Consider the following 23090-nt stretch of genomic DNA (forward strand, 5'->3'; position numbering starts at 1 on the left):
GGGGGACGGCACGACGGCGCGGGCGGAGTGACCGGGGTGACCGGCACGGCTGACGCGGCCGGCGTGACCGGTGCGGCCGAGGCCGACGAGCGGTTGCGGCGCTGGCGGATGGTGCTCGGCGGGGACTCGGCGGACGGCACCGGATACGGGCTGACCGGGCGGGACGCGGCGATGGACGGGGCGCTGACCGCGCTGTACGGAAAGGGGGACGCCTCGCGTCAGGGCCGGGACCGTTCGGCGGGGCTGGGGGCGTCGGCGCCGTCCGTCGCTCGCTGGCTCGGGGACATCCGGACGTACTTCCCGTCGTCCGTCGTCCAGGTCATGCAGCGCGATGCCATCGACCGCCTCGGTCTGTCCGCGCTGTTGCTCGAACCGGAGATGCTGGAGGCCGTCGAGGCGGACGTGCACCTGGTCGGCACGCTGCTCTCGTTGAACCAGGCGATGCCGGAGACCACCAGGGAGACGGCACGGGCGGTGGTGCGCAAGGTCGTCGAGGACCTCGAGAAGCGGCTCGCCACCCGAACCCGGGCCACGCTCACGGGAGCCCTCGACCGCAGCGCCCGGATCCACCGGCCCCGCCACCACGACATCGACTGGAACCGCACGATCGCCGCCAACCTCAGGCACTACCTGCCGGAGTACCGCACGGTCGTACCGGAGCGGCTGATCGGGTACGGCCGGGCGTCGCAGTCCATGAAGAAGGAGGTCATCCTCTGCATCGACCAGTCGGGGTCGATGGCGGCGTCGGTGGTGTACGCGTCGGTGTTCGGAGCGGTCCTCGCGTCCATGCGGTCCCTCGCGACCCGGCTCGTCGTCTTCGACACCTCCGTCGTGGATCTCACCGACCAGCTCGACGACCCGGTCGACGTCCTCTTCGGCACCCGGCTCGGCGGCGGCACGGACATCAACAGAGCGCTGGCGTACTGCCAGTCGCGGATCAGCCGGCCCACGGAGACGGTCGTGGTCCTCATCAGCGACCTGTACGAAGGGGGGATCCGGGACGAGATGCTCAAGCGGGTGGCGGCGATGAAGGCGTCGGGGGTGCAGTTCGTGGCGCTGCTCGCGCTCTCCGACGAGGGGGCGCCCGCGTACGACCGTGAGCATGCGGCGGCGTTGGCGGCACTGGGGGCACCGGCCTTCGCGTGCACGCCCGATCTGTTCCCGGAGGTGATGGCGGCGGCGATCGAGAAGCGGCCCCTGCCGATGCCGGAGACGGCCTGAGCAGGGCGAGGGACACCTCGCAAACAGGACACCGTTTGAATACAAGGAGGAAACCGGACATGACTACCCATCGGTAACAGGGGGCTTGCGCAACGGAGGGAGGGCCGTGCGAGGATCGACGGCGCTTCGACCTCGGCGGTGCGCCGTGTCGCCCGTACCGTCCTGTTCCGCCGCACGGAGGCTCTCCCCGTCGTGACCCTGCCCGCCGCACTGCCCTTCGCCGGTGCCGCACTGCGCGTGATGCGTGCGGCAGCGGGGCGACGTGGGCTGCATCTGGCGGTGCTGGTGGGCGGGTTGTTCGCACTGGGGCTCCTCTCCGAGGGACAGGCACACGCGGCGGACGGAGCCCTGGCCGCCGCGACGTCTCCGACGGCTGCCGCCGCGACCCGCACTCCGGCCCACACCGAGGCGCGACTGGTCCAGCAGACAGTCCTGCACATCGAGGGGGCCGTCAGCGGCACAGTCGGACGGGCGGTGCGGCAGGGATCCCCCCTCGCCCACCCCTCGACGTCCGCCACACACGTCACGCCGAACACCGACCGCACGTCCGCCACTCGGCCCACGCCGAAGACCGGCCGTACGTCCGCCACTCGGCCCACGTCGAAGTCCGGCCGTACGTCTGTCGCTCGGCCCACGTCGAAGTCCGGCCGTACGTCTGTCGCTCGGCCCACGTCGAAGTCCGGCCGTACGTCTGTCGCTCGGCCCACGTCGAACTCCGGCCGTACGTCTGTCGCTCGGCCTGCGCCGAACTCCGGCCCCACATCCACCGTCCGCCCCGCGCTCACGACGCTCGGCGCGCTCACCGAGCCGCTCACCCGCGCCACCCGCGCCACCCGCCTCACCTCCGTGACCCGGGCGGTCTCCACGGTGGTGCGACCGGTGGGGGACACCCTGGTGCGGACGGTGTCCGCGGGACTGGTCGACGCGCCGTCACCATGGCTGCCCCTCCCGGCGGTTCCCTCCCTTCCGTCCCTCCCCGTCCTCCCCCCGGCCCCGTCGTTGCCGCCGGTGCCCGGGCTCCCCGTACTTCCCGAACTCCCCGGACTTCCGGGCGAGACGGGGCTGGCGGGTGTGCCCAGGAAGTCGACGCCCTCCGGGCACAGCCGGCCCGGGCCCTCGGTCGCGGACCGGGCGTCCGGCGAGGCTGAGCACCACCGGGCGGGGGAGGCCGGGCCGCGGGTCGCCGTGGCCGATGGGGCGGCGGGGCAGTGCGCGCACCGTGCCCTCCGCCTTCCCCGGCCCTCGCACGCGCCCCTGCACCAGTCGCCGGGCGACGCACCGTCGGGGGTGTCCGGCACGCAGCCGGTCGGCGACGACGGGGCGCCGCGACACAGTGGCGGTCATGCCGTCGCGTTGAACCACCGGGCGCCGTTGCGGCTTCTGCCCGGCGCCACCGCGGTCGTCACCGCGGACGGGACCCGGGACCGCCACCGGGACATTCCCGAGTTCCCCGGCTAGGGCAGCAGCACCTCCTCCCCGCGAGACCTTCCGCGCGGGGGAGGAACAGGTCTGCCCGCCGTCCGGGCCCCGCTCAGCCGCCATCCCCGGACGGAAGCCATCGGACCCGAGCCGCACAGCCGGATCACCTCCGTGGCCGCCCGATCCCTCCGGATCGCCCATGGATCCGTCGGCCCCACACCGGCGCCGGCCACAGGACTCGGCAGCGGTGGTCCCGAACTCCCGGAATTCCGGAATCCCTAAGGATCTGACGCACACATGAACAAGAACATCCGCCGCTCCATCGTCATAGCCGCCGGAGTCACCGGCGCCTGGGCGCTCGGCTCGGCCGTCGCCAGCGCGGACGAACTGCCGGCGTCCGCCGTCTCCACGCCCGACGTGAGCATCGACACCGCGGGCACGGTCGGCGCGGTCACCGGCACCGTGGGCGGTGTCGTCGCCGATGTGCAGGACACCGTCTCCGGGGTCACGCACGGTACGGCCGTGACCGGCACCGCGACCCGGGCCACGACCACCGTCACGGACGGCACGCACACCGCCGCCCGGGCCGCCACCCACCTCACCCACCAGGCCGGGAACCAGGTCGGACAGGTCGAGCAGCAGTCGGGGACGCAGGTCGGGAAGGCCGCGCCCGCCGTGGACCAGGCCCGCAGGTACGTCGAAGCCGAGGTGTCCGCCGCGCGGTCGTCCCACCTGAGCGGTGCCGCGCACGCCGGCGTGGGCCGGGCCGGCGGGCCGGCGGACCACACCCGGGGCACGGCCGCCGCCACCGTGGCCGATGCGGCCGCCGCGCCGCAGCAGCACGAGATCGACTACCTCTTCGGCCCGCTGTCGGCCTTCGCCCCCGAGCTGGAACAGGCGCTCGCCGCCGCGCAGACCAGGCTCCAGGGCGTGCAGAACGCGGCGCGCGCCCAGGCGCAGGGCGTCGACGGAGTGGTTCGTACGAAGGCACACCACACGGTCGCGGGCGCGGGCCGCACCGCAGGAGCCGGGACCGGCGCCGCGCGGCAGGCGTTTGCCGGGACCGAGGGCCGTGCGGCGGACGCGACCGCCCTCGCGCAGGGCCGGGCCGAAGAGGCGCAGGCCGGTGTCGCCGCGGTCCCGGGTCATCTCACGGGTGACGTCATGGGCGTGCGGCAGCAGGTCGTCGGCACGGTCGGCAGTGCGCCCGGCACGGTCACCCCGGTGGTCGACGAGACGGCCGCCGCGGTGCTGCCGCCCGTCGCCCGTACCGCTGTGGACGGCGTCGTGCCGGTCGCCGCTCACGCCGTCGGCGGCGCGGCGGGTCTGGCTGCCGGGGCCGTCGCGGACGCCCAGCCGCTCGCCCGGCACGCGCAGGTCCGTGCGGCGACGCTCGCGTACGGGACGGTCGCGGACACGCAGGCGGTGGCCTACGGGACGGTCACCCCGGTGGCCGGCCGGACGGCTGAGGCGACGCTGCCGCCGGTCGCCCGTACCGCTGTGGACGGCGCCGTGCCGGTCGCCGGGCAGGCCGCCTGGGACGCGACGGGGCTGGCGTACGGCGTGACGGGTGAGGTGGGGCCGTTTGCGGACGGAACCGTCGGGACCGCCGCACAGGTTCCGTCGTTCGCCGGGGGCGTGGCCGCGGGCGCGTCGGAGCTGGCGTACGGCGTCGGGGGCGAGGTGCAGCCGTTCGCGCAGGGCGTGGCCGGCTCGGTGCGCCCGGTCGTGGAGACGGCGCACGAGGCCCTGGGGGCGGCACACGAGGTGGTGCGGACGGCGAACGCCACCGCGATGCCCGTCGTGCACCCGGTGGCCGACAGCGTCACCCGTTCGGCCTACGGCGTGACGGGTGATGTGCGGCCCTTCGCGGACGGGGTCGTGGGCGAGGCCGACGGCTTCGCCCACGGGGTCGCCGGGCCGGCGGCGCCCTTCGCCGGTGATCTGGCCGGGACGGCGGGGTCCGCGGGCGGCGCGCTGGCCGGCCACGCGGTGTCCGGCACCCAGGACGTCGCCGCGTCCGTGACCCCGGAGTACCTGCACCACGGCACGTACTCCCTCTGAGACCGACGCCCCACGGCGTCCGAACGCCTCCGCGGGGAATGAGGCTCCGGGGCAGGCCGAAAACCGTCGGCCTGCTCCACCGAAACCCCGCGGACCGGGCGAGTGGCCCCATTGGGGTGGGGACCACTCGCTCCGCGCCCCTCCCGGGGCGGCACGGGGGTCCCACCGGGCCAACCCCAACCCGGTGGGACCCTTCCCGTCCTGTGCACGTGTGACAGGTATCACCGCTCAGGTGTGATCTGCGATTTAGAGCCCCACCGCAAGCGGCGATAACCTGCGAGACGGACATGCCGCGCGCTCGGACACCGTGTGCGCCTCCCTTGTGACACATGCGGACGTCACGTTGCCCTTCGCGGCACGCCCACGCATCCAACGAACCGCGAGATCACTGATAGGGACGGAAGCGCGTGGACCTGTTCGAGTACCAGGCGAGGGACCTCTTCGCCAAGCACGGTGTACCGGTGCTGGCCGGTGAAGTCATCGACACGCCTGAGGCGGCGCGCGAGATCACCGAGCGGCTGGGCGGCAAGTCGGTCGTCAAGGCGCAGGTGAAGGTCGGTGGCCGCGGCAAGGCCGGCGGTGTGAAGCTGGCCGCCACCCCGGACGAGGCGGTCGCCCGTGCGACGGACATCCTCGGCATGGACATCAAGGGCCACACGGTCCACAAGGTCATGATCGCCGAGACCGCTCCGGAGATCGTCGAGGAGTACTACGTCTCCTTCCTCCTCGACCGCGCCAACCGCACCTTCCTCTCCATCGCCTCCGTCGAGGGCGGCATGGAGATCGAGGAGGTCGCGGCCACCCGCCCCGAGGCCGTCGCGAAGATCGCCATCGACGCCATCGACGGTGTGGACGAGGCCAAGGCCCAGGAGATCGTCGCCGCGGCCAAGTTCCCGGCCGAGGTCGCCGACAAGGTGGCCCACGTCCTGATCAAGCTCTGGGACACCTTCATCAAGTCGGACGCCCTCCTGGTCGAGGTCAACCCGCTGGCCAAGGTCGCCTCCGGTGACGTCATCGCCCTCGACGGCAAGGTGTCGCTCGACGAGAACGCCGAGTTCCGTCACCCCGAGTACGAGGAGCTCCACGACAAGGCCGCCGCCAACCCCCTCGAGGCGGCCGCCAAGGAGAAGAACCTCAACTACGTCAAGCTCGACGGCGAGGTCGGCATCATCGGCAACGGCGCGGGTCTGGTCATGTCGACCCTGGACGTCGTCGCCTACGCCGGCGAGAACCACAAGGGCGTCAAGCCCGCCAACTTCCTCGACATCGGCGGTGGCGCCTCCGCCGAGGTCATGGCCAACGGCCTGGAGATCATCCTCGGCGACCCGGACGTCAAGTCCGTGTTCGTCAACGTCTTCGGCGGCATCACCGCCTGCGACGCGGTCGCCAACGGCATCGTGCAGGCCCTGGAGCTCCTCGAGTCCAAGGGCGAAGAGGTCAACAAGCCGCTGGTCGTGCGTCTCGACGGCAACAACGCCGAGCTTGGTCGCCAGATTCTGGACGACCGCAACCACCCGCTCGTGCAGCGTGTGGACACCATGGACGGCGCGGCCGACAAGGCCGCCGAGCTGGCTGCTGCCGCGAAGTAAGGGACGAGGTCACAGACAACCATGGCTATCTTCCTCACCAAGGAATCCAAGGTCATCGTCCAGGGCATGACCGGCTCCGAGGGCCAGAAGCACACCAAGCGCATGCTGGCTTCCGGCACGAACATCGTCGGTGGCGTGAACCCGCGCAAGGCGGGTCAGGTCGTGGACTTCGACGGCACCGAGGTACCCGTCTTCGGCTCCGTCAAGGAGGCCATCGAGAAGACCGGCGCCGACGTCACGGTCATCTTCGTCCCGGAGAAGTTCACCAAGGACGCGGTCGTCGAGGCCATCGACGCCGAGATCCCGCTCGCGGTCGTCATCACCGAGGGCATCGCGGTGCACGACACGGCCTCCTTCTGGGCGTACGCCGGCAAGAAGGGCAACAAGACCCGCATCATCGGTCCGAACTGCCCCGGCCTGATCACCCCCGGCCAGTCGAACGCCGGCATCATCCCGGCCGACATCACCAAGCCGGGCCGCATCGGTCTGGTGTCGAAGTCCGGCACGCTGACGTACCAGATGATGTACGAGCTGCGTGACCTCGGCTTCTCGACCTGCGTCGGCATCGGCGGTGACCCGATCATCGGCACCACCCACATCGACGCCCTCAAGGCGTTCCAGGACGACCCCGACACCGACCTCATCGTCATGATCGGTGAGATCGGCGGCGACGCCGAGGAGCGGGCCGCGGCCTTCATCAAGGAGAACGTGACCAAGCCGGTCGTCGGCTACGTCGCGGGCTTCACCGCCCCCGAGGGCAAGACCATGGGTCACGCGGGCGCCATTGTCTCCGGTTCGTCGGGCACCGCCCAGGCGAAGAAGGAGGCCCTGGAGGCCGCCGGCGTCAAGGTCGGCAAGACGCCGACCGAGACGGCGAAGCTGGCCCGCGAGATCCTCGCCGGCTGAGTTCTCCTCTCCGGCGTTCGCAGCTCCGGCCGAACGGCCCGAGCGGCTGAACGCCACCGTGGCTGAACCACGGGTGGGCCCGCGTTCCCTTCGGGGAGCGCGGGCCCACCGGCGTCTCCGGACGGGTGCGAGGTCGGGCGCAGTCGGTGCCGGCGACCGGGTCTCGGCGCGGTCAGGCCCCGGGATCACGCAACGGGCGGCACGGGGGTGCGGAACCGGGCGGCAGTGTCGCCACCGTCGAGGACGGCGGGCCGCTGGGCGGCGACCTGCTCGTGGGGCTGACCGAGGGGAACGCGGCTGACCTCGTCCAGACGCCGGAACTGCCCGGCGTTCAGCCGTACCGCGAGGGCCCCGAGGTAGTCCTCCAGCTGAGGCAGGGTGCGCGGACCGATGACGGGGACGAGCGGGGTGACGGCGCGCGCGGCCGTACTCGCGGACCCAGGCCACGGCGACCTGGGCGGGGCAGGCGCCGGTCTCCTCGGCGACGGCCAGGACGGTGTCCACCACGGCGGTCTTCTGCTGGTCGTTCTCGGTGTGGACCAGACGCTTCCAGTCGGTCAGCCGTCCCTCGCTGCCGGTGCGGTACTTGCCGGTGAGCAGTCCGCCGCCCAGCGGTGACCACAGGGCCCCGCCGAGCCCGAGGGCCTCGGCCATGGGCAGGATCTCGCGGTCCGCGGTGCGTTCCACCAGGCTGTACTCGAACTGCACCCCGTTCACCGGGATCAGCCCGCGCAGCTCGGCCAGGGTGACGGCGCGGGCGGTGCGCCAGCGCGGGCGGCGGCCGTCACGCTGATCGACGCGTTGCTCTCGCCGGCGGACTGAAGGTGCGCGGCACGCCGGCCGACGGACAACCCGTCACCGCGCCTGCGGCACCAGGCGCTCCGGCCCGCGAAGGAGCAGTGACTCCAGCAGGTGACGGATCTCCTGTTGCTCCTGGGACAGCGGCCCCTCGGCCCCCCGCGGTGGCAGGTCCCGGATCTCCGTCCCCCGGGCCACGGGGCGTTCGTAGTGGTCCTCGGCGACCCGCAGGGTCAGTGTGGTCGCGCCGACGATCGCGGTCGTGAGGGCGACGGTCGCGACGGTCCACCGCCGGGTGCGCCGCTCGCCCCGGGTGCGGACCGTGGGCGGTCTGGCCGCGCGCAGGGGCTGCGCGGTGGCCAGCTCGCTCAGCCTGCGGCGCAGTACGGGCGGCGCGGCCTGGTCCGGTACCAGCGCGGTGAGCGCCTCCCGCGCGGACAGCAGCCGGCCCGCCGTGGCCGGTGTGCTCGCCTGCGTCTCGGCCGCGGCCTCCGGCAGGCCGAGGCCTACGCCGTCGTGGAGCAGCAGCGTGCGCCGGTGTGCGGGCGGCAGTGTCAGCAGCGCGTGCAGCAGCGCGCGGTCGTCCGGGTCGGCGGGCGGCGGACCGGGCTGCCGGTGGCATGGACGGAAGCGGTGCCAGGGCGAGAGCGCCCAGTCGTGGGCCGCGGCCCGTACCCACCCGGCGGGATCGGGGTCCACGGCCACCTCGGGCCAGCTCCGCCAGGCCTGCTGGAAGGCCTGCTCGACGGATTCGCGGGCCAGCAGGGGGCGGCCGGTGAGCAGATACGTCTGTCGTACGAGGGCGGCGACGCAGGACTCGTACAACGCGTCGAAGGCCTGTGGGGGCGTCACGGGGGGCCGCTCGCCCCGCGGTTGCGGGGAGGCGGAACCCTGCGTCGCAGGGCGGCCTGCGGCCTTCCGTGTAACAAAGTACATAAACGTATATTGAGCGACACATCGGTGCTTCCCCTGTTACGACGGGAAAGCGCGTGTCGTTGGGAGCATGGCGGGCGTGACCCCATGGACCGACCGCCGCACCCCGCCGTCGCCCCCGCTCACCCGGTCGCGCGACCGATGGCCCGGGCTGGGCGGCAGTCTCCTGGGCGGCGCCGTCGCCGCCGCGCTGGGACTCGGCTCGCTCGCCCTGCTCGTGATCCTGCTGTGGATCACTTCTCCGTTCCCCGACAACGGCCCCGGCGGCGCGCTGCGCCTCGCGGCCTCCCTCTGGCTGCTGGCGCACGGTGTCGTCCTCGTCCGCACCGAGACGCTCTCCGGGGTGCCCGCGCCCGTCGGCGTGACACCCCTGCTGCTGGCCGTACTGCCGGTGTGGCTGCTGTACCGGGCGGGACGCGACGCGGTGGACGGCGCGCAGGACGCGGAGGACCTCGAAGGCGCGGCGGACGACGCCCCGCTCATCCCGGCGCGCACGGCCTGGCCCGGTGTGACGGCGGGGTACCTCGGGGTCGGCTCGGTGGCGGCGCTGTACGCCTCGGGCGGGAACCTGCGGCCGTCGTGGGCCTGGATCACGCTCTGCCTGCCGCTGGTCACCGTGGTCGTGGTGGGGGCCGGTGTGTGGACGGCGCACGGGCGGCCGGACGGTCCGGTGTGGGTCCGCCGGGTGCTCGCGCGGCTCTCCCCGGCCGGGCCCGGGCCGGCGGACGCGGGCGGGCGGAGGTGCTTGGCGGTCTCCGTGCGGGCCGCGCTGGCCGGCGGGGCCACGCTCGTCGGCGGGGGCACGCTGCTCGTGGGCGCGTCACTGGTGTGGCACGGCGCGGCCGCGCGGGCGTCGTTCCCCCAGCTCACGGCGGGGTGGTCGGGCTGGTGCGCGGTCCTGCTGCTGGCCCTGGCGCTGGTGCCGAACGCGGCGGTGTGGGGCGCGGCCTACGCGCTCGGGCCCGGGTTCGTGCTGGGGGCGGGGCATGCCGTGGGGCCGCTGTCGACGGGCCGGCCCCCGGCTACCCTGCCCTCCTTTCCGCTGCTGGCGGCGGTGCCGGTCGCGGGCGGCGGGCCACTGGCGTGGGCGGTGGGGGCGGTGCCGGCCGTGGCGGGGGTGACGGTCGGATGGTTCGTGGCGGGGGCGGCGTGCCGGGGCGGGGAGCCGCGGCGGGACCGGGACACGGCGTGGTCGGCGGGCCGGGCGGCGGCGGCCACGGCGATGGCGGCGCTCGTGTGCGGGGTGCTGCTCGGCGGCCTCGCGGAGGCGGCGGGAGGGCCGCTCGGGGTGGCCGCGCTGGCGCACTTCGGGCCGGTGGGGTGGCAGGTGGGCGGTGCGGCTGCCGGCTGGACGGTGGCGACGGGACTGCCGGTGGCGCTGGGCGTACGGGCCTGGCGGCTGCGCGGGAGCGCCAAGCCGGAGCGGAGCGGACGGCGGCGGGTGTGGTGGCCATGGCCCCGGCAGGCAGGGGAGAACCCCGCACCGACCGCCCCCTCGGTGCCGTCGCCGACGGCACCCGAACCGGCGGGGGCCCGCAAGCCGGGCCGCGTGCTGTGGGAGGACCCCGATCTCCAGCCGTACGGGGTGCTGTCGGGGGAGGTGGACCCGTTCCTGTCGGACTTCGGGATGCACGAGCCCCCGCCGCCTCCGGGAACGAACCCGTGAGAGGCACTGGGGCGCCCTGCCGCCGGGGGAGCCGGCCGACGGCTCAGTTCTGGGTGCCCAGAACTCCCCGCAGATCCTTCGGCAGCAGGTCGTTGCACGAGTGCTTCGCCGCGGCCGTCAGGGAGTCGTTCAGACAGGTGTAGTAGTCGCGGTAGACCAACTGGGCCGTGAACGTGGCCGCCACCATCGCGATCGCCAGGGTCGCCGTGACCAGACCGCTGATCGCCGCCGTCGTCTGCGGACGGGCCGGAGGCGCCGAGCTGTTCGGGTCGGGGGTGCGGGGCTTGGCGCGCAGCGCGCTCGCGCCCCAGTACACGGCCAGCGCGCCCAGCAGCAGGGCCACGTACGGCCAGCTGAAGAGCGCGAAGAAGAAGGCCCACATGCCGGACAGCAGGGCATAGCGCGCACGCCGCTGGGCGGGGTCCGTGGGGTCCCAGCGCAGGGCGGGGCCCTGACCGCCGGGTCCCTCGGGACCGCCCTGTCCGCCGGAGCCGCCCGGACGGTCGCCGAAGCGGCCGCCCGAGGGGCCGGGCTGCCGGTCGCTCCACTGGCTGCCCCACCCGGAACGTCCGTCGTCGTCGGAGCCGTCCTGTCCCTCGCCCTTGCCGGGCGCCGGGTGGCGCGGCCGCCAGGGCTGGTCCGGGGTGCCCTCCGGCGGCGGTGCGAAGGGGTTGTCGTCCGCGGGCGTCCCCTGGCCCCGCCCGCCGCTCGCGGAGTCGCCCCCGTTCCCAGGGGTCTCGTCGCTCTCCCGTGGCGGCACAGGAGAAGGGCGCCGCTCGCGCAGCAGCAGCGGAGGGAGTCGGAGACTGCGGTCCGGCATCAGGTGTGCGTCTTCCCCTTGGTGAATCTGGCGGGCGGCTCGTCGGCGGAGGGTGCCGCGAGGCGGGCACGCCCGGGCAGGCGTTCTTGCCCGGATCAACGTCCCGCGCAGGCGCGTCGTTCCCCCGCGTCGATCCGCTTCCCCGGGCGGTTCCCCCGCAGACGCTACCTTCCGGCCACGCCCCCGTCCCGTGGGGGCCGTCCGGAGTGCCGGTATCGTTGCTGACGGTCGACCGCTTCGTAGACTTCCCCGTATTCGGGGACGCGAAGCATTCGTACGACCATACAAACGCTCTCCCGGGCATCCGCTCGCCGAGCGACCGCACGAACGCTCTCCCGAGAAAGGGCCCCGCCGTGGCCGAGTCCGTGGCCGAGACCGCCTCCGAGTCCGCGGCCAAACGCCTGGTCGTCCTGGTCTCCGGGTCCGGCACCAATCTGCAGGCGCTCCTCGACGCCATCGCCGAGGCCGGGCCCGCCTACGGGGCCGAGATCGTCGCCGTCGGTGCCGACCGCGACGGCATCGAGGGCCTCGCCCGTGCCGAGCGCGCCGGGCTGCCCACCTTCGTGTGCCGGGTCAAGGACCACGAGAGCCGTGAGGCCTGGGACGCGGCCCTCACCGAGGCCGTCGCGGCCCACGAGCCCGACCTCGTCGTCTCCGCGGGCTTCATGAAGATCGTGGGGAAGGAGTTCCTCGCGCGGTTCGGCGGGCGGTTCGTCAACACCCACCCCGCTCTCCTGCCCAGTTTTCCCGGAGCCCACGGTGTGCGGGACGCGCTCGCGTACGGCGCCAGGGTCACCGGGTGCACCGTCCACTTCGTCGACGACGGCGTCGACACCGGACCGATCATCGCTCAGGGCGTGGTGGAGGTCCGGGACGAGGACGACGAGAGCGCTCTGCACGAGCGCATCAAGGAAGTCGAGCGAAGGCTGCTCGTCGAGGTCGTGGGGCGACTCGCCCGCAACGGCTACCGCATTGAGGGACGAAAGGTAGTTATCCAGTGACCGCCGAGAGCACCAAGCGGCCCATCCGGCGCGCGCTCGTCAGCGTCTACGACAAGACCGGACTCGAAGAGCTGGCCCGAGGCCTCCACGAGGCGGGTGTCGAGCTCGTCTCCACCGGCTCCACCGCGTCGAGGATCGCCGCCGCGGGCGTTCCCGTCACCAAGGTCGAGGAGCTGACCGGCTTCCCCGAGTGCCTGGACGGCCGGGTCAAGACCCTGCACCCCAAGGTCCACGCGGGCATCCTCGCCGACCTGCGCCTCGACAGCCACCGGCAGCAGCTCGCCGAGCTGGGTGTCGAGCCGTTCGACCTCGTCGCCGTCAACCTCTACCCCTTCCGGGAGACCGTCGCCTCCGGGGCGTCCCCCGACGAGTGCGTCGAGCAGATCGACATCGGCGGCCCCTCCATGGTCCGCGCCGCTGCCAAGAACCATCCGTCCGTGGCCGTGGTCACCAGCCCGGAGCGGTACGCCGACGTCCTCGCCGCGGTCCGCGACGGCGGCTTCGACCTGCCCGCCCGCAAGCGGCTCGCCGCGGAGGCCTTCCAGCACACCGCCTCGTACGACGTCGCGGTCGCCTCCTGGTTCGCGTCCTCGTACGCGCCGGTCGACGAGAACGCCGAGGACGCCTTCCCGGACTTCGTGGGCGCCACCTACGAGCGCAAGAACACCCTGCGCTACGGCGAGAACCCCCACCAGCCCGCCGCCCTCTACGTCGACGGCAACGGCGGCGGCCTCGCGGAGGCGGAGCAACTGCACGGCAAGGAGATGTCGTACAACAACTACACGGACACGGACGCCGCGCGCCGTGCCGCGTACGACCACGACGAGCCGTGCGTCGCAATCATCAAGCACGCCAACCCCTGCGGCATCGCGACCGGCGCGGACGTCGCCGAGGCGCACCGCAAGGCGCACGCCTGCGACCCGGTCTCCGCGTACGGCGGTGTCATCGCCGTCAACCGGCCGGTCAGCAAGGAGATGGCCGAGCAGGTCGCCGACATCTTCACCGAGGTCATCGTGGCGCCCGACTACGAGGAGGGCGCGCTGGAGGCCCTCACCAAGAAGAAGAACATCCGGGTGCTCAGGGCCCCGAACGGCCCCTGCAACCGGGTGGAGGCCAAGCAGATCGACGGCGGCGTCCTCCTCCAGGCCACCGACCGCCTCCAGGCCGACGGCGACGACCCGGCCAACTGGACGCTGGCGTCCGGTGAGGCGCTCACCGCCGACGAGCTGAAGGAGCTGGCCTTCGCCTGGCGGGCCTGCCGTGCCGTCAAGTCCAACGCCATTCTGCTCGCCAAGGACGGCGCCTCGGTCGGCGTCGGCATGGGCCAGGTCAACCGGGTGGACTCCTGCAAGCTGGCCGTCGAGCGGGCCGGCGAGGAGCGGGCGCGCGGTTCCTACGCCGCCTCGGACGCCTTCTTCCCGTTCCCCGACGGCCCGGAGATCCTGATCGCCGCGGGCGTCAAGGCGATTGTCCAGCCGGGCGGTTCGATCCGTGACGAGCAGGTCGTGGAGGCCGCGCAGAAGGCGGGCGTGACCATGTACTTCACGGGCACGCGCCACTTCTTCCACTGACACCGGCGGGCGCGGGGCCGGCGGCCGCCGGCGGGCGGAGGCCGGCCTCCCCGGGGACGTCCCCTGCGGGCGTGCGCCGCGGGACGACACACCGAGGGCCGTGCCTCCCCTTGCCGGGGGGCACGGCCCTTCGTGCGGTGCGGTCAGTTCTGGACGACCATCGTGCCCGCGGCCTTGTCGTGCCAGCCCTGCTGGCGGCCGGACTTGTCCCAGAACGGGGACAGGTAGACCAGGAGCTGGCCGATGCCGCAGAGCACGGCGCCGACCGTCGGGATGATCCAGCGGATGAACGACTTGCCGAGGCCCGGCTTCCCGCCCGTCTCGGCGTTCACCACGTGCAGGCCGACGGCCATCTTGCCCAGGGTGCGGCCCACCAGGCCGACCATCAGCCACTCGTAGAGCAGGCCGATGATCGCAAGGACGCCGATGACGGCGCCGAACTTGGCCGCGATGTCCGAGCCGGCGTTGTTGATGCAGGTGTTGTAGTCCGCGGCGTTCGGGTCGCAGTTCTTGGCCGCACCGACGGCACCGGCGACACCCACGACGGCGAGGACGGCGTATATGACGCCGAAGACGACGCCATCGATCAGACGGGCGCCGAACCGGCGGCCCATGGATGCGACCCGGGGAGCGGGAGGGCCCGCGTAACCCGGCGTCTGCGGGTAGCCGTAGGCGCCCTGCGGCGGCACGCCCGGTGCCTGCGGGTAGCCGTAGCCGGGCTGCTGACCCTGCTGGGGGTAGCCGTACCCCTGCTGGGGGTTCTGCGGCTGACCGTAGGGGTTGTTGGGCGAGCCGAAACTCATGGCCGGTTTCCTCCGTTGACGCATGGGGACGGTGCGGATTGCGCGGAGGAACGTCACGAACTGAGCGGTTTGCCCCCCGAACATGAACCGCAGAACTGCGCCGTTCATCGTTCTAGCAGCGGTGACGATTTGTCCAGTCAGCGGAGACATGTGTTGTGCAGTCGCAATGTGGATGATCATTCGGCGCCGGAAGCGGCCGCCGACGACCGTCCGCATCCGTTCCCACCCGGATTGGAACCGGGGGCGGGTCATCCGCGAGGATGGGAGACATGACCGCCCAGATTCTCGATGGCAAGGCCACCGCAGCCGCGATCAAGTCCGATCTGACCGCCCGCGTGGCGGCGCTGAAGGAGAAGGGCGTCACGCCCGGCCTCGGCACGATCCTGGTCGGGGACGACCCCGGCAGCCGGAAGTACGTCGCGGGCAAGCACCGCGACTGCGCGGAGGTCGGCATCGCGTCGATCCAGCGCGAACTGCCCGCGACCGCCACTCAGGAGGAGATCGAGGCGGTCGTCCGTGAGCTGAACGAGGACCCGGACTGCACCGGCTACATCGTGCAGCTGCCGCTGCCCAGGGGCATCGACGAGAACCGGATCCTGGAGCTGATGGACCCGGAGAAGGACGCGGACGGCCTGCATCCGATGAACCTCGGCCGCCTGGTGCTGAACGAGCCGGCGCCGCTGCCCTGCACCCCCAACGGCGTGCTCACCCTGCTGCGCCGCTACGGCGTCGAGATCAAGGGTGCCGAGGTCGTGGTCGTCGGCCGGGGCGTGACCATCGGCCGCCCGATGCCGCTGCTGCTGACCCGGCGCAGCGAGAACGCCACGGTCACCCAGTGTCACACCGGCACCCGCGATCTCTCGGCGCATCTGCGGCGGGCCGACATCATCGTCGCCGCGGCGGGCTCCGCGCATCTGATCCGGCCCGAGGACGTCAAGCCGGGCGCCGCCGTCCTCGACGTCGGTGTCTCCCGCAACGCCGAGGGCAAGATCGTCGGCGATGTGCACCCGGGCGTCGCCGAGGTGGCCGGCTGGATCTCCCCCAACCCGGGCGGTGTGGGCCCCATGACCCGTGCCCAGCTGCTCGTCAACGTGGTCGAGGCGGCGGAGCGCAGTGTCGGCTGACGGCAAGCCCGAGGGCACCCGGGACAAGGAGGCCGAGCCGGTCGTGCGGGACGCGGTCGGTGCCTCCGACGACGCCGGCCGGCCGCTGCGGACGACCCGTCGGTTCCCGCGGGTCACCCGGGACACCGCGCGGCCCGAGGGCGGCGGCCGGGCGGCGCCCCGTGACGCGCCCGCGCCCGCCCGGCAGTGGCCGATCCTCGTGGTGCTGGGCGTCGTCGGGCTGGGGCTGCTGGTGACCGCGCTGGACGCGTTCCGCCTCGGCACCATCCTGATCGGCGTCGCGCTGCTGGGTGGTGCGGCGATGCGCTGGACACTGCCCGACGTGGGCATGCTCGCCGTGCGGTCCCGTTTCACCGACATGGTGACCTACGGCGTCCTGGGCCTGGCCATCGTGCTGCTCGCGATGATGGCCCAGCCCAATCCATGGCTGGAGATACCTTTCCTGGACGACACGCTGCACTTCACGGTCCGCGCCTGAGGCGACGGCCGTCGCACCCGCACCACGGCGGGCCGCCCCTTCTCCTGAAGGGGCGGCCCGCCGTCGTCGTACCGGGAAGGGGGCGCTCGGCCTCTCCCCCGTGGAAGGCCGGGCGCCCGGGAATCACCCTTGTGTACGAGCGTGAGCCGTTCAACACCTGAGGGGCTGCTGTGGCACGGAAGTGACCGTTCCGCCATAGTCCGTGTGCCTCCCGGCGGAACCGATCCGACCCCTGACACCGTCAATCGAACGGATGGACGCTTGGGCCGGGGTGACGCGGAGGGGTGAGCGATGGGCGCCTGGCAGCCGCTGCCGGACGGTCTGCCGCCGGAGGTACGGCACTTCGTGGAGCAGCTGCGGCTCCTGAAGGACCGCACCGGACTCAGCCTCGTCGCTCTCGGCGCGCGCACCGCGTACAGCAAGTCGTCCTGGCAGCGCTATCTCAACGCCTCCCAGCCGCCGCCCCGCCAGGCGGTCGTCGCGCTGTGCCGGGTCGCGGGACTGAAGCGCGAGGAGGCCGAACGCTTCGGTGTGCGCTGGGAACTGGCCGTGGACGCCTGGCCCCGCCAGCCCGCCCCGCTCCCCGCACCGGCGGACGCCGACCCCGTGCCTGCCCCGGCGGGTGGTGCTCCCGTGCCTGCCCCGGCGGGTGGTGCTCCCGTGCCTGCCCCGGCGGGCAAAGGGCCCGTACCCGCCCCGACGGGCGGCGCTCCCATGCCCGCCCCTACGGGTGGCGCTCCCGTGCCTGCCCCGGCGGCCGGCGCTCCCATGCCCGCCCCGACGGGCAAAGGGCCCGTACCCGCCCCGACGGCCGGCGCTCCCATGCCCGCCCCGACGGGCAAAGGGCCCGTACCCGCCCCGGCCGGCACCGGTCCCGTGCCCACAGCTGTGGACGGTCCCGTGCCGGGGGAGTACGAGGACGATCCGACCGTTCCGTGGTGGGACCTGCCCGAGGTGGAGCCCCGGTCGCGGCCCGCCGGACGCCGGCTTCTGCTCGCCGCGCTCCTCGCCCTGCTGGTGCTGCTCGTCGTCGCCGTCGCCGGTGCCTTCACGTTCGGGTGACCTGAGCCCGGTGTGACTGCTGAGGTCGCCGCCGTGTCCCTGTTGTGCCGATGCGTCGACAAGTTCGCGGATGGCCCCGAATGCTCGCTGAGCCGGGGCTAACGTGTCCCCTCGGGACGGTCCGGGGGCGTCCCGAGCGCCCGCACCCGTCAGGGGGCCGCCTCAGCGCACACCGGGGGAATGAGGGGGAAGCGATGCCTCGTTGGAAGGCCCTGCCCGAGGAACTGGATCCGCAGGTGAGCAAGTTCGCAGGACAGCTGCGGCGGCTCGTGGACCACAGCGGGCTCAGCGTTTTCGCCGTGGCCGACCGCACCGGCTACAGCAAGACGTCCTGGGAACGCTATCTGGCCGGCCGACTGCTCCCGCCGAAGGGCGCCGTCGTCGCCCTGGCCGAGGTGACAGGCACCGATCCCGTCCCTCTCATCGCCCTGTGGGAGCCGGCCGAGCGTGCCTGGAGCCGCGCGGAGACGCACCACGACATGACCACGCAGGCCGCCCGGATCTCCGAGGTGCGCACGGCACCCGGGGAGCCGCAGCCGAGGGCCGCTCGGACCCCGGGCACCGCGGGTGACGCACGGACGGGCCCGCCGGGAACGGCCGGCCCGGCAGGGGAGTTCGGACCCGCGTCGGAGTTCGGACCCCCGACGGCGGGCGGGCCTCCCGGCGCCGGACGGCCGGACGCACAGCGCAGGCGGCGGCTGGTGATGTTCCTCGCGGGACTGGCCGGGGCGCTCGTGGTGATCGGGGTGGCCTTCTTCCTCACCGGCGGTGAGGGGAAGAAGTCCGCCGGGGCGCCCGCACCGGCCCCGACGTCGGCGAGCGCGAGCCCGCACCTGCCGGTGGGCGTCCGGTGCGGTGGCGCGGGCTGCACCGGCAAGGACCCGGAGAAAATGGGCTGCGGCGGCACCCAGGCCAGGAGCACCGCCACCGCCACCGTGGGCACGACCCTCGTCGAGGTCCGGTACAGCAGGACGTGCGCAGCGGCGTGGGCCCGGGTCACGCGGGCGGCACCGGGCGACACGGTCGAGGTGTCCGCGAGCGGATCGGCCGAGCAGACCGGTTCGGTGACCGGGGCGGCGGACACGGACGCGTACACCCCCATGGTGTCCGTGAAGGACCCGGCCGCCGCGAAGGCGTGCGTGACGCTCGCGTCGGGGCGCAAGGGGTGCACGAAGTAGCGCGTACGACCTGAGGGGCGCGCGCGAAGCTGTCTTCCAGTGCCCGGGAGGCGCCCGGAACAAGGCCGCGTCCCCGCCGAAGACGCCGGCAGGACCGGCCGAAAGGCCCTGACGAAAGACCTGCCGAAAAGAATCGCCCTCGCCATGCATGAGCCCGCCGTCACGGGGCAGGCGCACGTTACCCCCACGGGAGTCCGGCAGCGCCGGAAGGCCGGCAACCCTTCCGGCTGGACGTCCCCCTGCGGCGGCCGCCGCTCAGTCCCCCCTCTTCGGAGCGGACGGCCGCCGCCCCTTCGCGCCCCCCGAAGCGGGCGGACGCCGCCCTCGGCCGGTTGTGGGACGGGCCACACGGGCCCGGGAGTGCGGGATCACGGATGCGCGATAGCCTGACCGCTGGATCTCTCTTGACGCCAAGAGATCGATCATCCCTACCCTTGATCGATCATCGCGGCAGGCGTCGGCCACGAGCCGGCGGCGGGGATCCCGCACCCCGGGGCGACGACGCCCTACCGCCAGCTGTCCTACGGAGAACGCCATGACCCGCACTCCCGTGAACGTCACCGTCACCGGCGCGGCCGGCCAGATCGGCTACGCACTGCTCTTCCGCATCGCCTCCGGCCAGCTGCTCGGCGCGGACGTGCCGGTCAAGCTGCGCCTCCTGGAGATCACCCCGGCGCTGAAGGCCGCCGAGGGCACGGCCATGGAGCTGGACGACTGCGCGTTCCCGCTGCTGCAGGGCATCGAGATCAGCGACAACCCGAACGTCGCCTTCGACGGCGCCAACGTCGCCCTCCTCGTGGGCGCCCGCCCGCGCACCAAGGGCATGGAGCGCGGTGACCTGCTGGAGGCCAACGGCGGCATCTTCAAGCCGCAGGGCAAGGCCATCAACGACCACGCGGCGGACGACGTCAAGGTCCTCGTCGTCGGCAACCCGGCCAACACCAACTCGCTGATCGCCCAGGCCGCCGCCCCGGACGTGCCGGCCGAGCGCTTCACCGCGATGACCCGCCTCGACCACAACCGCGCGCTGACCCAGCTCGCGAAGAAGACCGGTGTCTCGGTCGCCGACATCAAGCGCCTGACGATCTGGGGCAACCACTCCGCCACCCAGTACCCGGACATCTTCCACGCCACGGTCGCCGGCAAGAACGCCGCCGAGGTCGTGAACGACGAGAAGTGGCTCGCCGACGACTTCATCCCGACCGTCGCCAAGCGTGGCGCCGCCATCATCGAGGCCCGCGGTGCCTCGTCGGCCGCCTCCGCCGCCAACGCCGCCATCGACCACGTGTACACCTGGGTCAACGGCACGGCCGAGGGCGACTGGACCTCCATGGCCATCCCGTCGGACGGCTCCTACGGCGTCCCGGAGGGCCTGATCTCCTCCTTCCCGGTCACCACCAAGGACGGCAAGTACGAGATCGTCCAGGGCCTGGACATCAACGAGTTCTCCCGTGCCCGTATCGACGCGTCGGTGAAGGAGCTGGAGGAGGAGCGCGACGCGGTCCGCTCCCTCGGCCTCATCTGACCCGTCCGGTCTCCCGGCGATCGCACGCAGGCCCCGCCCCGGTTCTTCCGGGGACGGGGCCTGCGGTCGTTCCGCTCACCGTCCGGGACCACCCCGGGCCGCGGACCGGGCTCTCGTCACGGCCGCCCCGCGCGCGACGGCACGCGTTGCGTGCCGGAGGCGACCCGGCGGGTGCGTGCGGTCGCCGTAGCCGGCCACCACCACGGCGGTGGCGGCCAGGACCACCAGGGCGACCGTCCACAGGGCCGGTCCCATGCCGTGCGGAAGGCCGGGTGGGCGGCCAGCGCCGGTGACCGAGACTCCGAGGGCCGCGCCGAGGTGAGCGCGGTGGTGGAACGGGCCCGCGCGCCGTTCGCGCCCGGCCGCGACACCGACCTCGGAACCGTCAGCCGCACCTGGGCTCCGCCTCAGGCCGGCCCGGGCGAGGCAGAGCCCAGCAGGCTCTGCAGCTTCGAGACGTCCAGTGACGCGCTCGCGGGCGGGACCTTGGCCGGAACCGGCTTGTTGTAGTCCGTGAAGGTGAGGCTCAGGTCCGTGCCCGGCCCCTTCTGGGACGCGCGGTACAGCAGGTGCGGCTTGCCCGTCGTGACGTACAGCGTCGAGGTCATGCCGTTCACCTCGAAGGACAGCGGGACCACCCGGGTGCCGTTCACGGTCGTCGCGAGGCCCTCCTTCAGGGTGCTCGGCGGCGCCGCCGTCGCGGCCGACTGGAGGTCCTGGAGGTTGCAGGCGTTGACGACACCGCTGAAGACCATGTCGTTCGTGGAGCCGTGGATGTAGTGGTTCTTGAAGGTCTTGGCCGCGGTGGCGCCCCGGTCACCCGGCAGCTCCGACGTCCAGAACGCCGTGTTCGGCTTCAGCCACACCTCGGTGCCCCTTTTGACGATCTGGACCATGCCCCCGTGCGAGCCGAGGGTCAGAGTGCCCGCGCAGTTGCCCCGACGGTCGAGCGCGAGGTCCATCGCCGTGGGCAGCGTGATGCTGTTCGCGGCGGCGGCGCTGCGGTCCTGATAGTGAAGCCGGACCGATGCCGCCTTCCGTAGTGCGCCCTGAGCCTGTGCGGCCAGCTGCTGTGGGCTCTGGTCGCCGCCGGTCTTGGCCGACGACGCGCCGCCCAGTACGGGGGAGAACAGCAGGCCCATCGTCGCGGCAGTCACCGTCGCGCGCGTCGCGATCGTGAAGCCATGCGTCCGGAACATCGCGTCACCTCCACCAGTAGTTCAGGCTCAGCGTACTTTTCACCCTTTTCGACCGCATTTTCAGTGACGCGGAGCACTTTCGGTCACACGGACGCATGCATCCCCGGCGCGGGGGCAGGTGCACGCAGCCCACCGGGGGGTGACACGCAGGTGACACGGGGCGACCGAACAGTAACGGAAGGCATTACCGATCATGTCGGGACAGCAGGCACGGCAGGCAACGCAGACCATTCATGTGGCAGGAGAGTGGCGCGCAGCGCTCTCCGGTGCCACGCGCGAGATCCTCGACCCCGCGGATGCCGAGCCGCTCGCCCTGGTTGCGGAGGGTGACGAACGGGACGCCGACGCGGCCGTCGCGGCCGCCCGCCGCGCCTTCGACGAGGGTCCCTGGCCGCGTACGTCGGCGGCGGAGCGCGCCGCGCTGCTGCACCGAGTCGCCGATCTCCTCGTACGCGATCGCGAAGAGCTGGGCCTCCTGGAGAGCCGCGACGCGGGCAAGACCCTGGAGGAGGGCCGCGTCGACATCGACTGCGTCGCCGACGCCTTCCGCTACTTCGCGGGCCTCGTCGCCGGTGAGAGCGCCGGCCGTGTCGTCGACGCCGGCTCGCCCGACATCCACAGTGTCGTGGTGTACGAGCCCGTCGGTGTGTGCGCCCTGATCACCCCCTGGAACTACCCCCTGCTCCAGGCGAGTTGGAAGATCGCCCCCGCGCTCGCCGCCGGCAACACCTTCGTGATCAAGCCGAGCGAGATCACCCCGATGACCACTGTCGCCCTGATCGAGCTGCTCGCGGAGGCCGGACTGCCTGCCGGGGTGGCGGGCATCGTCACCGGCCCCGGCCACTCGGTGGGCGCCCGGCTCGCCGCGCATCCCGGCGTGGACCTTGTCTCCTTCACCGGCGGGCTCGTGAGCGGCACGAAGGTCGCGCAGGCCGCGGCCCTCGGGGTGAAGAAGGTCGCCCTCGAACTCGGCGGCAAGAACCCCAATGTCGTCTTCGCCGACGCCTGCGCCACCGACGAGGGCTTCGACACCGCCGTCGACCAGGCCCTCAACGCCGCCTTCATCCACAGCGGCCAGGTGTGCTCGGCCGGCTCCCGCCTCATCGTCGAGGAGTCCGTCAAGGAGCGCTTCGTCGCCGAACTCGCCCGCCGCGCGGGCCGGATACGTCTCGGCCGCGGCACCGAGAAGGGCGTCGAGTGCGGTCCGATGATCTCCGCCGAACAGCGCGCCAGGACCGAGGCGTACGTCGCCTCCGCGCTCGCCGAGGGCGCCGTGCTGCGCTCTGGCGGCAAGCGCCCCGAGCCGGACGAGACCAGACCGGCCGACGGCTACTTCTACGAGCCCACCGTGCTCGACGGATGCCACCGGGACATGAAGGTCGTCCGCGAGGAGGTCTTCGGGCCCGTCCTGACCGTGGAGACCTTCCGCACCGAGGACGAGGCGGTCGTGCTCGCCAACGACACCGAGTACGGCCTCGCGGGCGGCGTGTGGAGCGCCGACGCGGGCCGCGCCCGTCGCGTCGCCGGCCGGCTGCGCCACGGAACCGTCTGGATCAACGACTTCCACCCCTACCTCCCGCAGGCGGAGTGGGGCGGCTTCGGCAAGAGCGGCATCGGCCGAGAACTCGGCCCCGCGGGCCTCGCCGAGTACCGCGAGGCCAAGCACGTCTACCAGAACCTCGCTCCCCAGCCGGTCCGCTGGTTCGCGGGCTGACCCCCCGCGCACCCCGTCC

The 23090-nt window shown here is 73.0% G+C and carries 17 protein-coding genes and 2 pseudogenes; 14 read left to right on the forward strand and 5 right to left on the reverse strand.

Annotation, left to right across the window (positions count from 1 at the left end):
• Positions 1–108: 108 nt before the first annotated feature.
• The 5 genes from ACFY2Z_RS06065 to sucD all read left to right on the forward strand — a co-directional run bounded on the left by ACFY2Z_RS06065 (position 109) and on the right by sucD (position 7199).
• Positions 109–1221, forward strand: coding sequence for a VWA domain-containing protein (locus ACFY2Z_RS06065; RefSeq protein WP_390743223.1), 1113 nt, complete (start codon positions 109–111; stop codon positions 1219–1221).
• Positions 1222–1413: 192 nt separating this feature from the next.
• Complete coding sequence (locus ACFY2Z_RS06070) at positions 1414–2679, forward strand: hypothetical protein (RefSeq protein WP_390742971.1); 1266 nt, start codon at positions 1414–1416, stop codon at positions 2677–2679.
• 258 nt (positions 2680–2937) lie between these two features.
• Complete coding sequence (locus ACFY2Z_RS06075; protein WP_390742972.1) at positions 2938–4704, forward strand: hypothetical protein; 1767 nt, start codon at positions 2938–2940, stop codon at positions 4702–4704.
• Between the two features lie 407 nt (positions 4705–5111).
• Complete coding sequence (sucC, locus tag ACFY2Z_RS06080; protein WP_355909235.1) at positions 5112–6293, forward strand: ADP-forming succinate--CoA ligase subunit beta; 1182 nt, start codon at positions 5112–5114, stop codon at positions 6291–6293.
• A gap of 21 nt (positions 6294–6314) precedes the next feature.
• The gene (sucD, locus tag ACFY2Z_RS06085; RefSeq protein ID WP_355909232.1) at positions 6315–7199 is read left to right on the forward strand and encodes a succinate--CoA ligase subunit alpha; all 885 of its coding nucleotides are present in this window, start codon (positions 6315–6317) and stop codon (positions 7197–7199) included.
• Between the two features lie 495 nt (positions 7200–7694).
• On the opposite strand, the pseudogene ACFY2Z_RS06090 reads toward sucD, so the two are convergent.
• Positions 7695–7916: pseudogene (locus ACFY2Z_RS06090) on the reverse strand (aldo/keto reductase); the annotation flags it as partial.
• A 138-nt stretch (positions 7917–8054) separates the two neighbouring features.
• Positions 8055–8849, reverse strand: a complete 795-nt coding sequence (locus tag ACFY2Z_RS06095; RefSeq protein ID WP_390742973.1) for an RNA polymerase sigma factor — start codon at positions 8847–8849, stop codon at positions 8055–8057.
• 151 nt (positions 8850–9000) lie between these two features.
• Between ACFY2Z_RS06095 and ACFY2Z_RS06100 the strand changes: the two genes are divergently transcribed.
• Complete coding sequence (locus tag ACFY2Z_RS06100; protein WP_390742974.1) at positions 9001–10596, forward strand: DUF6350 family protein; 1596 nt, start codon at positions 9001–9003, stop codon at positions 10594–10596.
• Between the two features lie 43 nt (positions 10597–10639).
• Here ACFY2Z_RS06100 and ACFY2Z_RS06105 read toward each other — a convergent pair whose 3' ends face one another.
• On the reverse strand, positions 10640–11416 hold the full coding sequence (locus ACFY2Z_RS06105; protein WP_390742975.1) for a hypothetical protein: 777 nt from the start codon (positions 11414–11416) through the stop codon (positions 10640–10642).
• A 353-nt stretch (positions 11417–11769) separates the two neighbouring features.
• On the opposite strand from ACFY2Z_RS06105, the gene purN reads away from it, so the two are divergent.
• Together purN and purH are read left to right on the forward strand one after the other, a co-directional pair.
• The gene (gene purN, locus ACFY2Z_RS06110) at positions 11770–12417 is read left to right on the forward strand and encodes a phosphoribosylglycinamide formyltransferase (RefSeq protein ID WP_390742976.1); all 648 of its coding nucleotides are present in this window, start codon (positions 11770–11772) and stop codon (positions 12415–12417) included.
• The gene (purH, locus tag ACFY2Z_RS06115) at positions 12414–13988 is read left to right on the forward strand and encodes a bifunctional phosphoribosylaminoimidazolecarboxamide formyltransferase/IMP cyclohydrolase (protein WP_390742977.1); all 1575 of its coding nucleotides are present in this window, start codon (positions 12414–12416) and stop codon (positions 13986–13988) included. The genes purN and purH overlap by 4 nt, the downstream gene beginning before the upstream one ends.
• A 143-nt stretch (positions 13989–14131) precedes the next feature.
• Here purH and ACFY2Z_RS06120 read toward each other — a convergent pair whose 3' ends face one another.
• The gene (locus tag ACFY2Z_RS06120; RefSeq protein ID WP_390742978.1) at positions 14132–14791 is read right to left on the reverse strand and encodes an RDD family protein; all 660 of its coding nucleotides are present in this window, start codon (positions 14789–14791) and stop codon (positions 14132–14134) included.
• Between the two features lie 269 nt (positions 14792–15060).
• Here ACFY2Z_RS06120 and ACFY2Z_RS06125 point away from each other — a divergent pair, with 269 nt between their 5' ends.
• The 5 genes and pseudogenes from ACFY2Z_RS06125 to ACFY2Z_RS06145 all read left to right on the forward strand — a co-directional run bounded on the left by ACFY2Z_RS06125 (position 15061) and on the right by ACFY2Z_RS06145 (position 20158).
• Positions 15061–15915: a bifunctional methylenetetrahydrofolate dehydrogenase/methenyltetrahydrofolate cyclohydrolase gene (locus ACFY2Z_RS06125; RefSeq protein WP_390742979.1), complete on the forward strand. Its 855-nt coding sequence runs from the start codon at positions 15061–15063 to the stop codon at positions 15913–15915.
• Positions 15905–16393 carry a DUF3017 domain-containing protein gene (locus ACFY2Z_RS06130; RefSeq protein ID WP_390742980.1) on the forward strand — a complete coding sequence of 163 codons (489 nt, stop codon included), beginning with the start codon at positions 15905–15907 and terminating at the stop codon, positions 16391–16393. The genes ACFY2Z_RS06125 and ACFY2Z_RS06130 overlap by 11 nt, the downstream gene beginning before the upstream one ends.
• Positions 16394–16684: 291 nt before the next feature.
• A pseudogene (locus tag ACFY2Z_RS06135) lies at positions 16685–16972 on the forward strand (helix-turn-helix domain-containing protein); the annotation flags it as partial.
• A gap of 677 nt (positions 16973–17649) precedes the next feature.
• Positions 17650–18633: an XRE family transcriptional regulator gene (locus tag ACFY2Z_RS06140; protein ID WP_390742981.1), complete on the forward strand. Its 984-nt coding sequence runs from the start codon at positions 17650–17652 to the stop codon at positions 18631–18633.
• Between the two features lie 535 nt (positions 18634–19168).
• A complete protein-coding gene (locus ACFY2Z_RS06145; protein ID WP_355909200.1) occupies positions 19169–20158 on the forward strand; it encodes a malate dehydrogenase in 990 nt (329 codons plus the stop codon).
• 407 nt (positions 20159–20565) lie between these two features.
• On the opposite strand, the gene ACFY2Z_RS06150 is transcribed toward ACFY2Z_RS06145, so the two are convergent.
• Positions 20566–21357, reverse strand: a complete 792-nt coding sequence (locus ACFY2Z_RS06150; RefSeq protein ID WP_390742982.1) for a hypothetical protein — start codon at positions 21355–21357, stop codon at positions 20566–20568.
• 193 nt (positions 21358–21550) lie between these two features.
• Between ACFY2Z_RS06150 and ACFY2Z_RS06155 the strand changes: the two genes are divergently transcribed.
• Positions 21551–23071: an aldehyde dehydrogenase family protein gene (locus ACFY2Z_RS06155; protein WP_390742983.1), complete on the forward strand. Its 1521-nt coding sequence runs from the start codon at positions 21551–21553 to the stop codon at positions 23069–23071.
• Positions 23072–23090: the final 19 nt, after the last annotated feature.

The organism is Streptomyces sp. NPDC001222, assembly GCF_042896945.1.
Classification (GTDB): Bacteria; Actinomycetota; Actinomycetes; order Streptomycetales; family Streptomycetaceae; genus Streptomyces; species Streptomyces gibsoniae.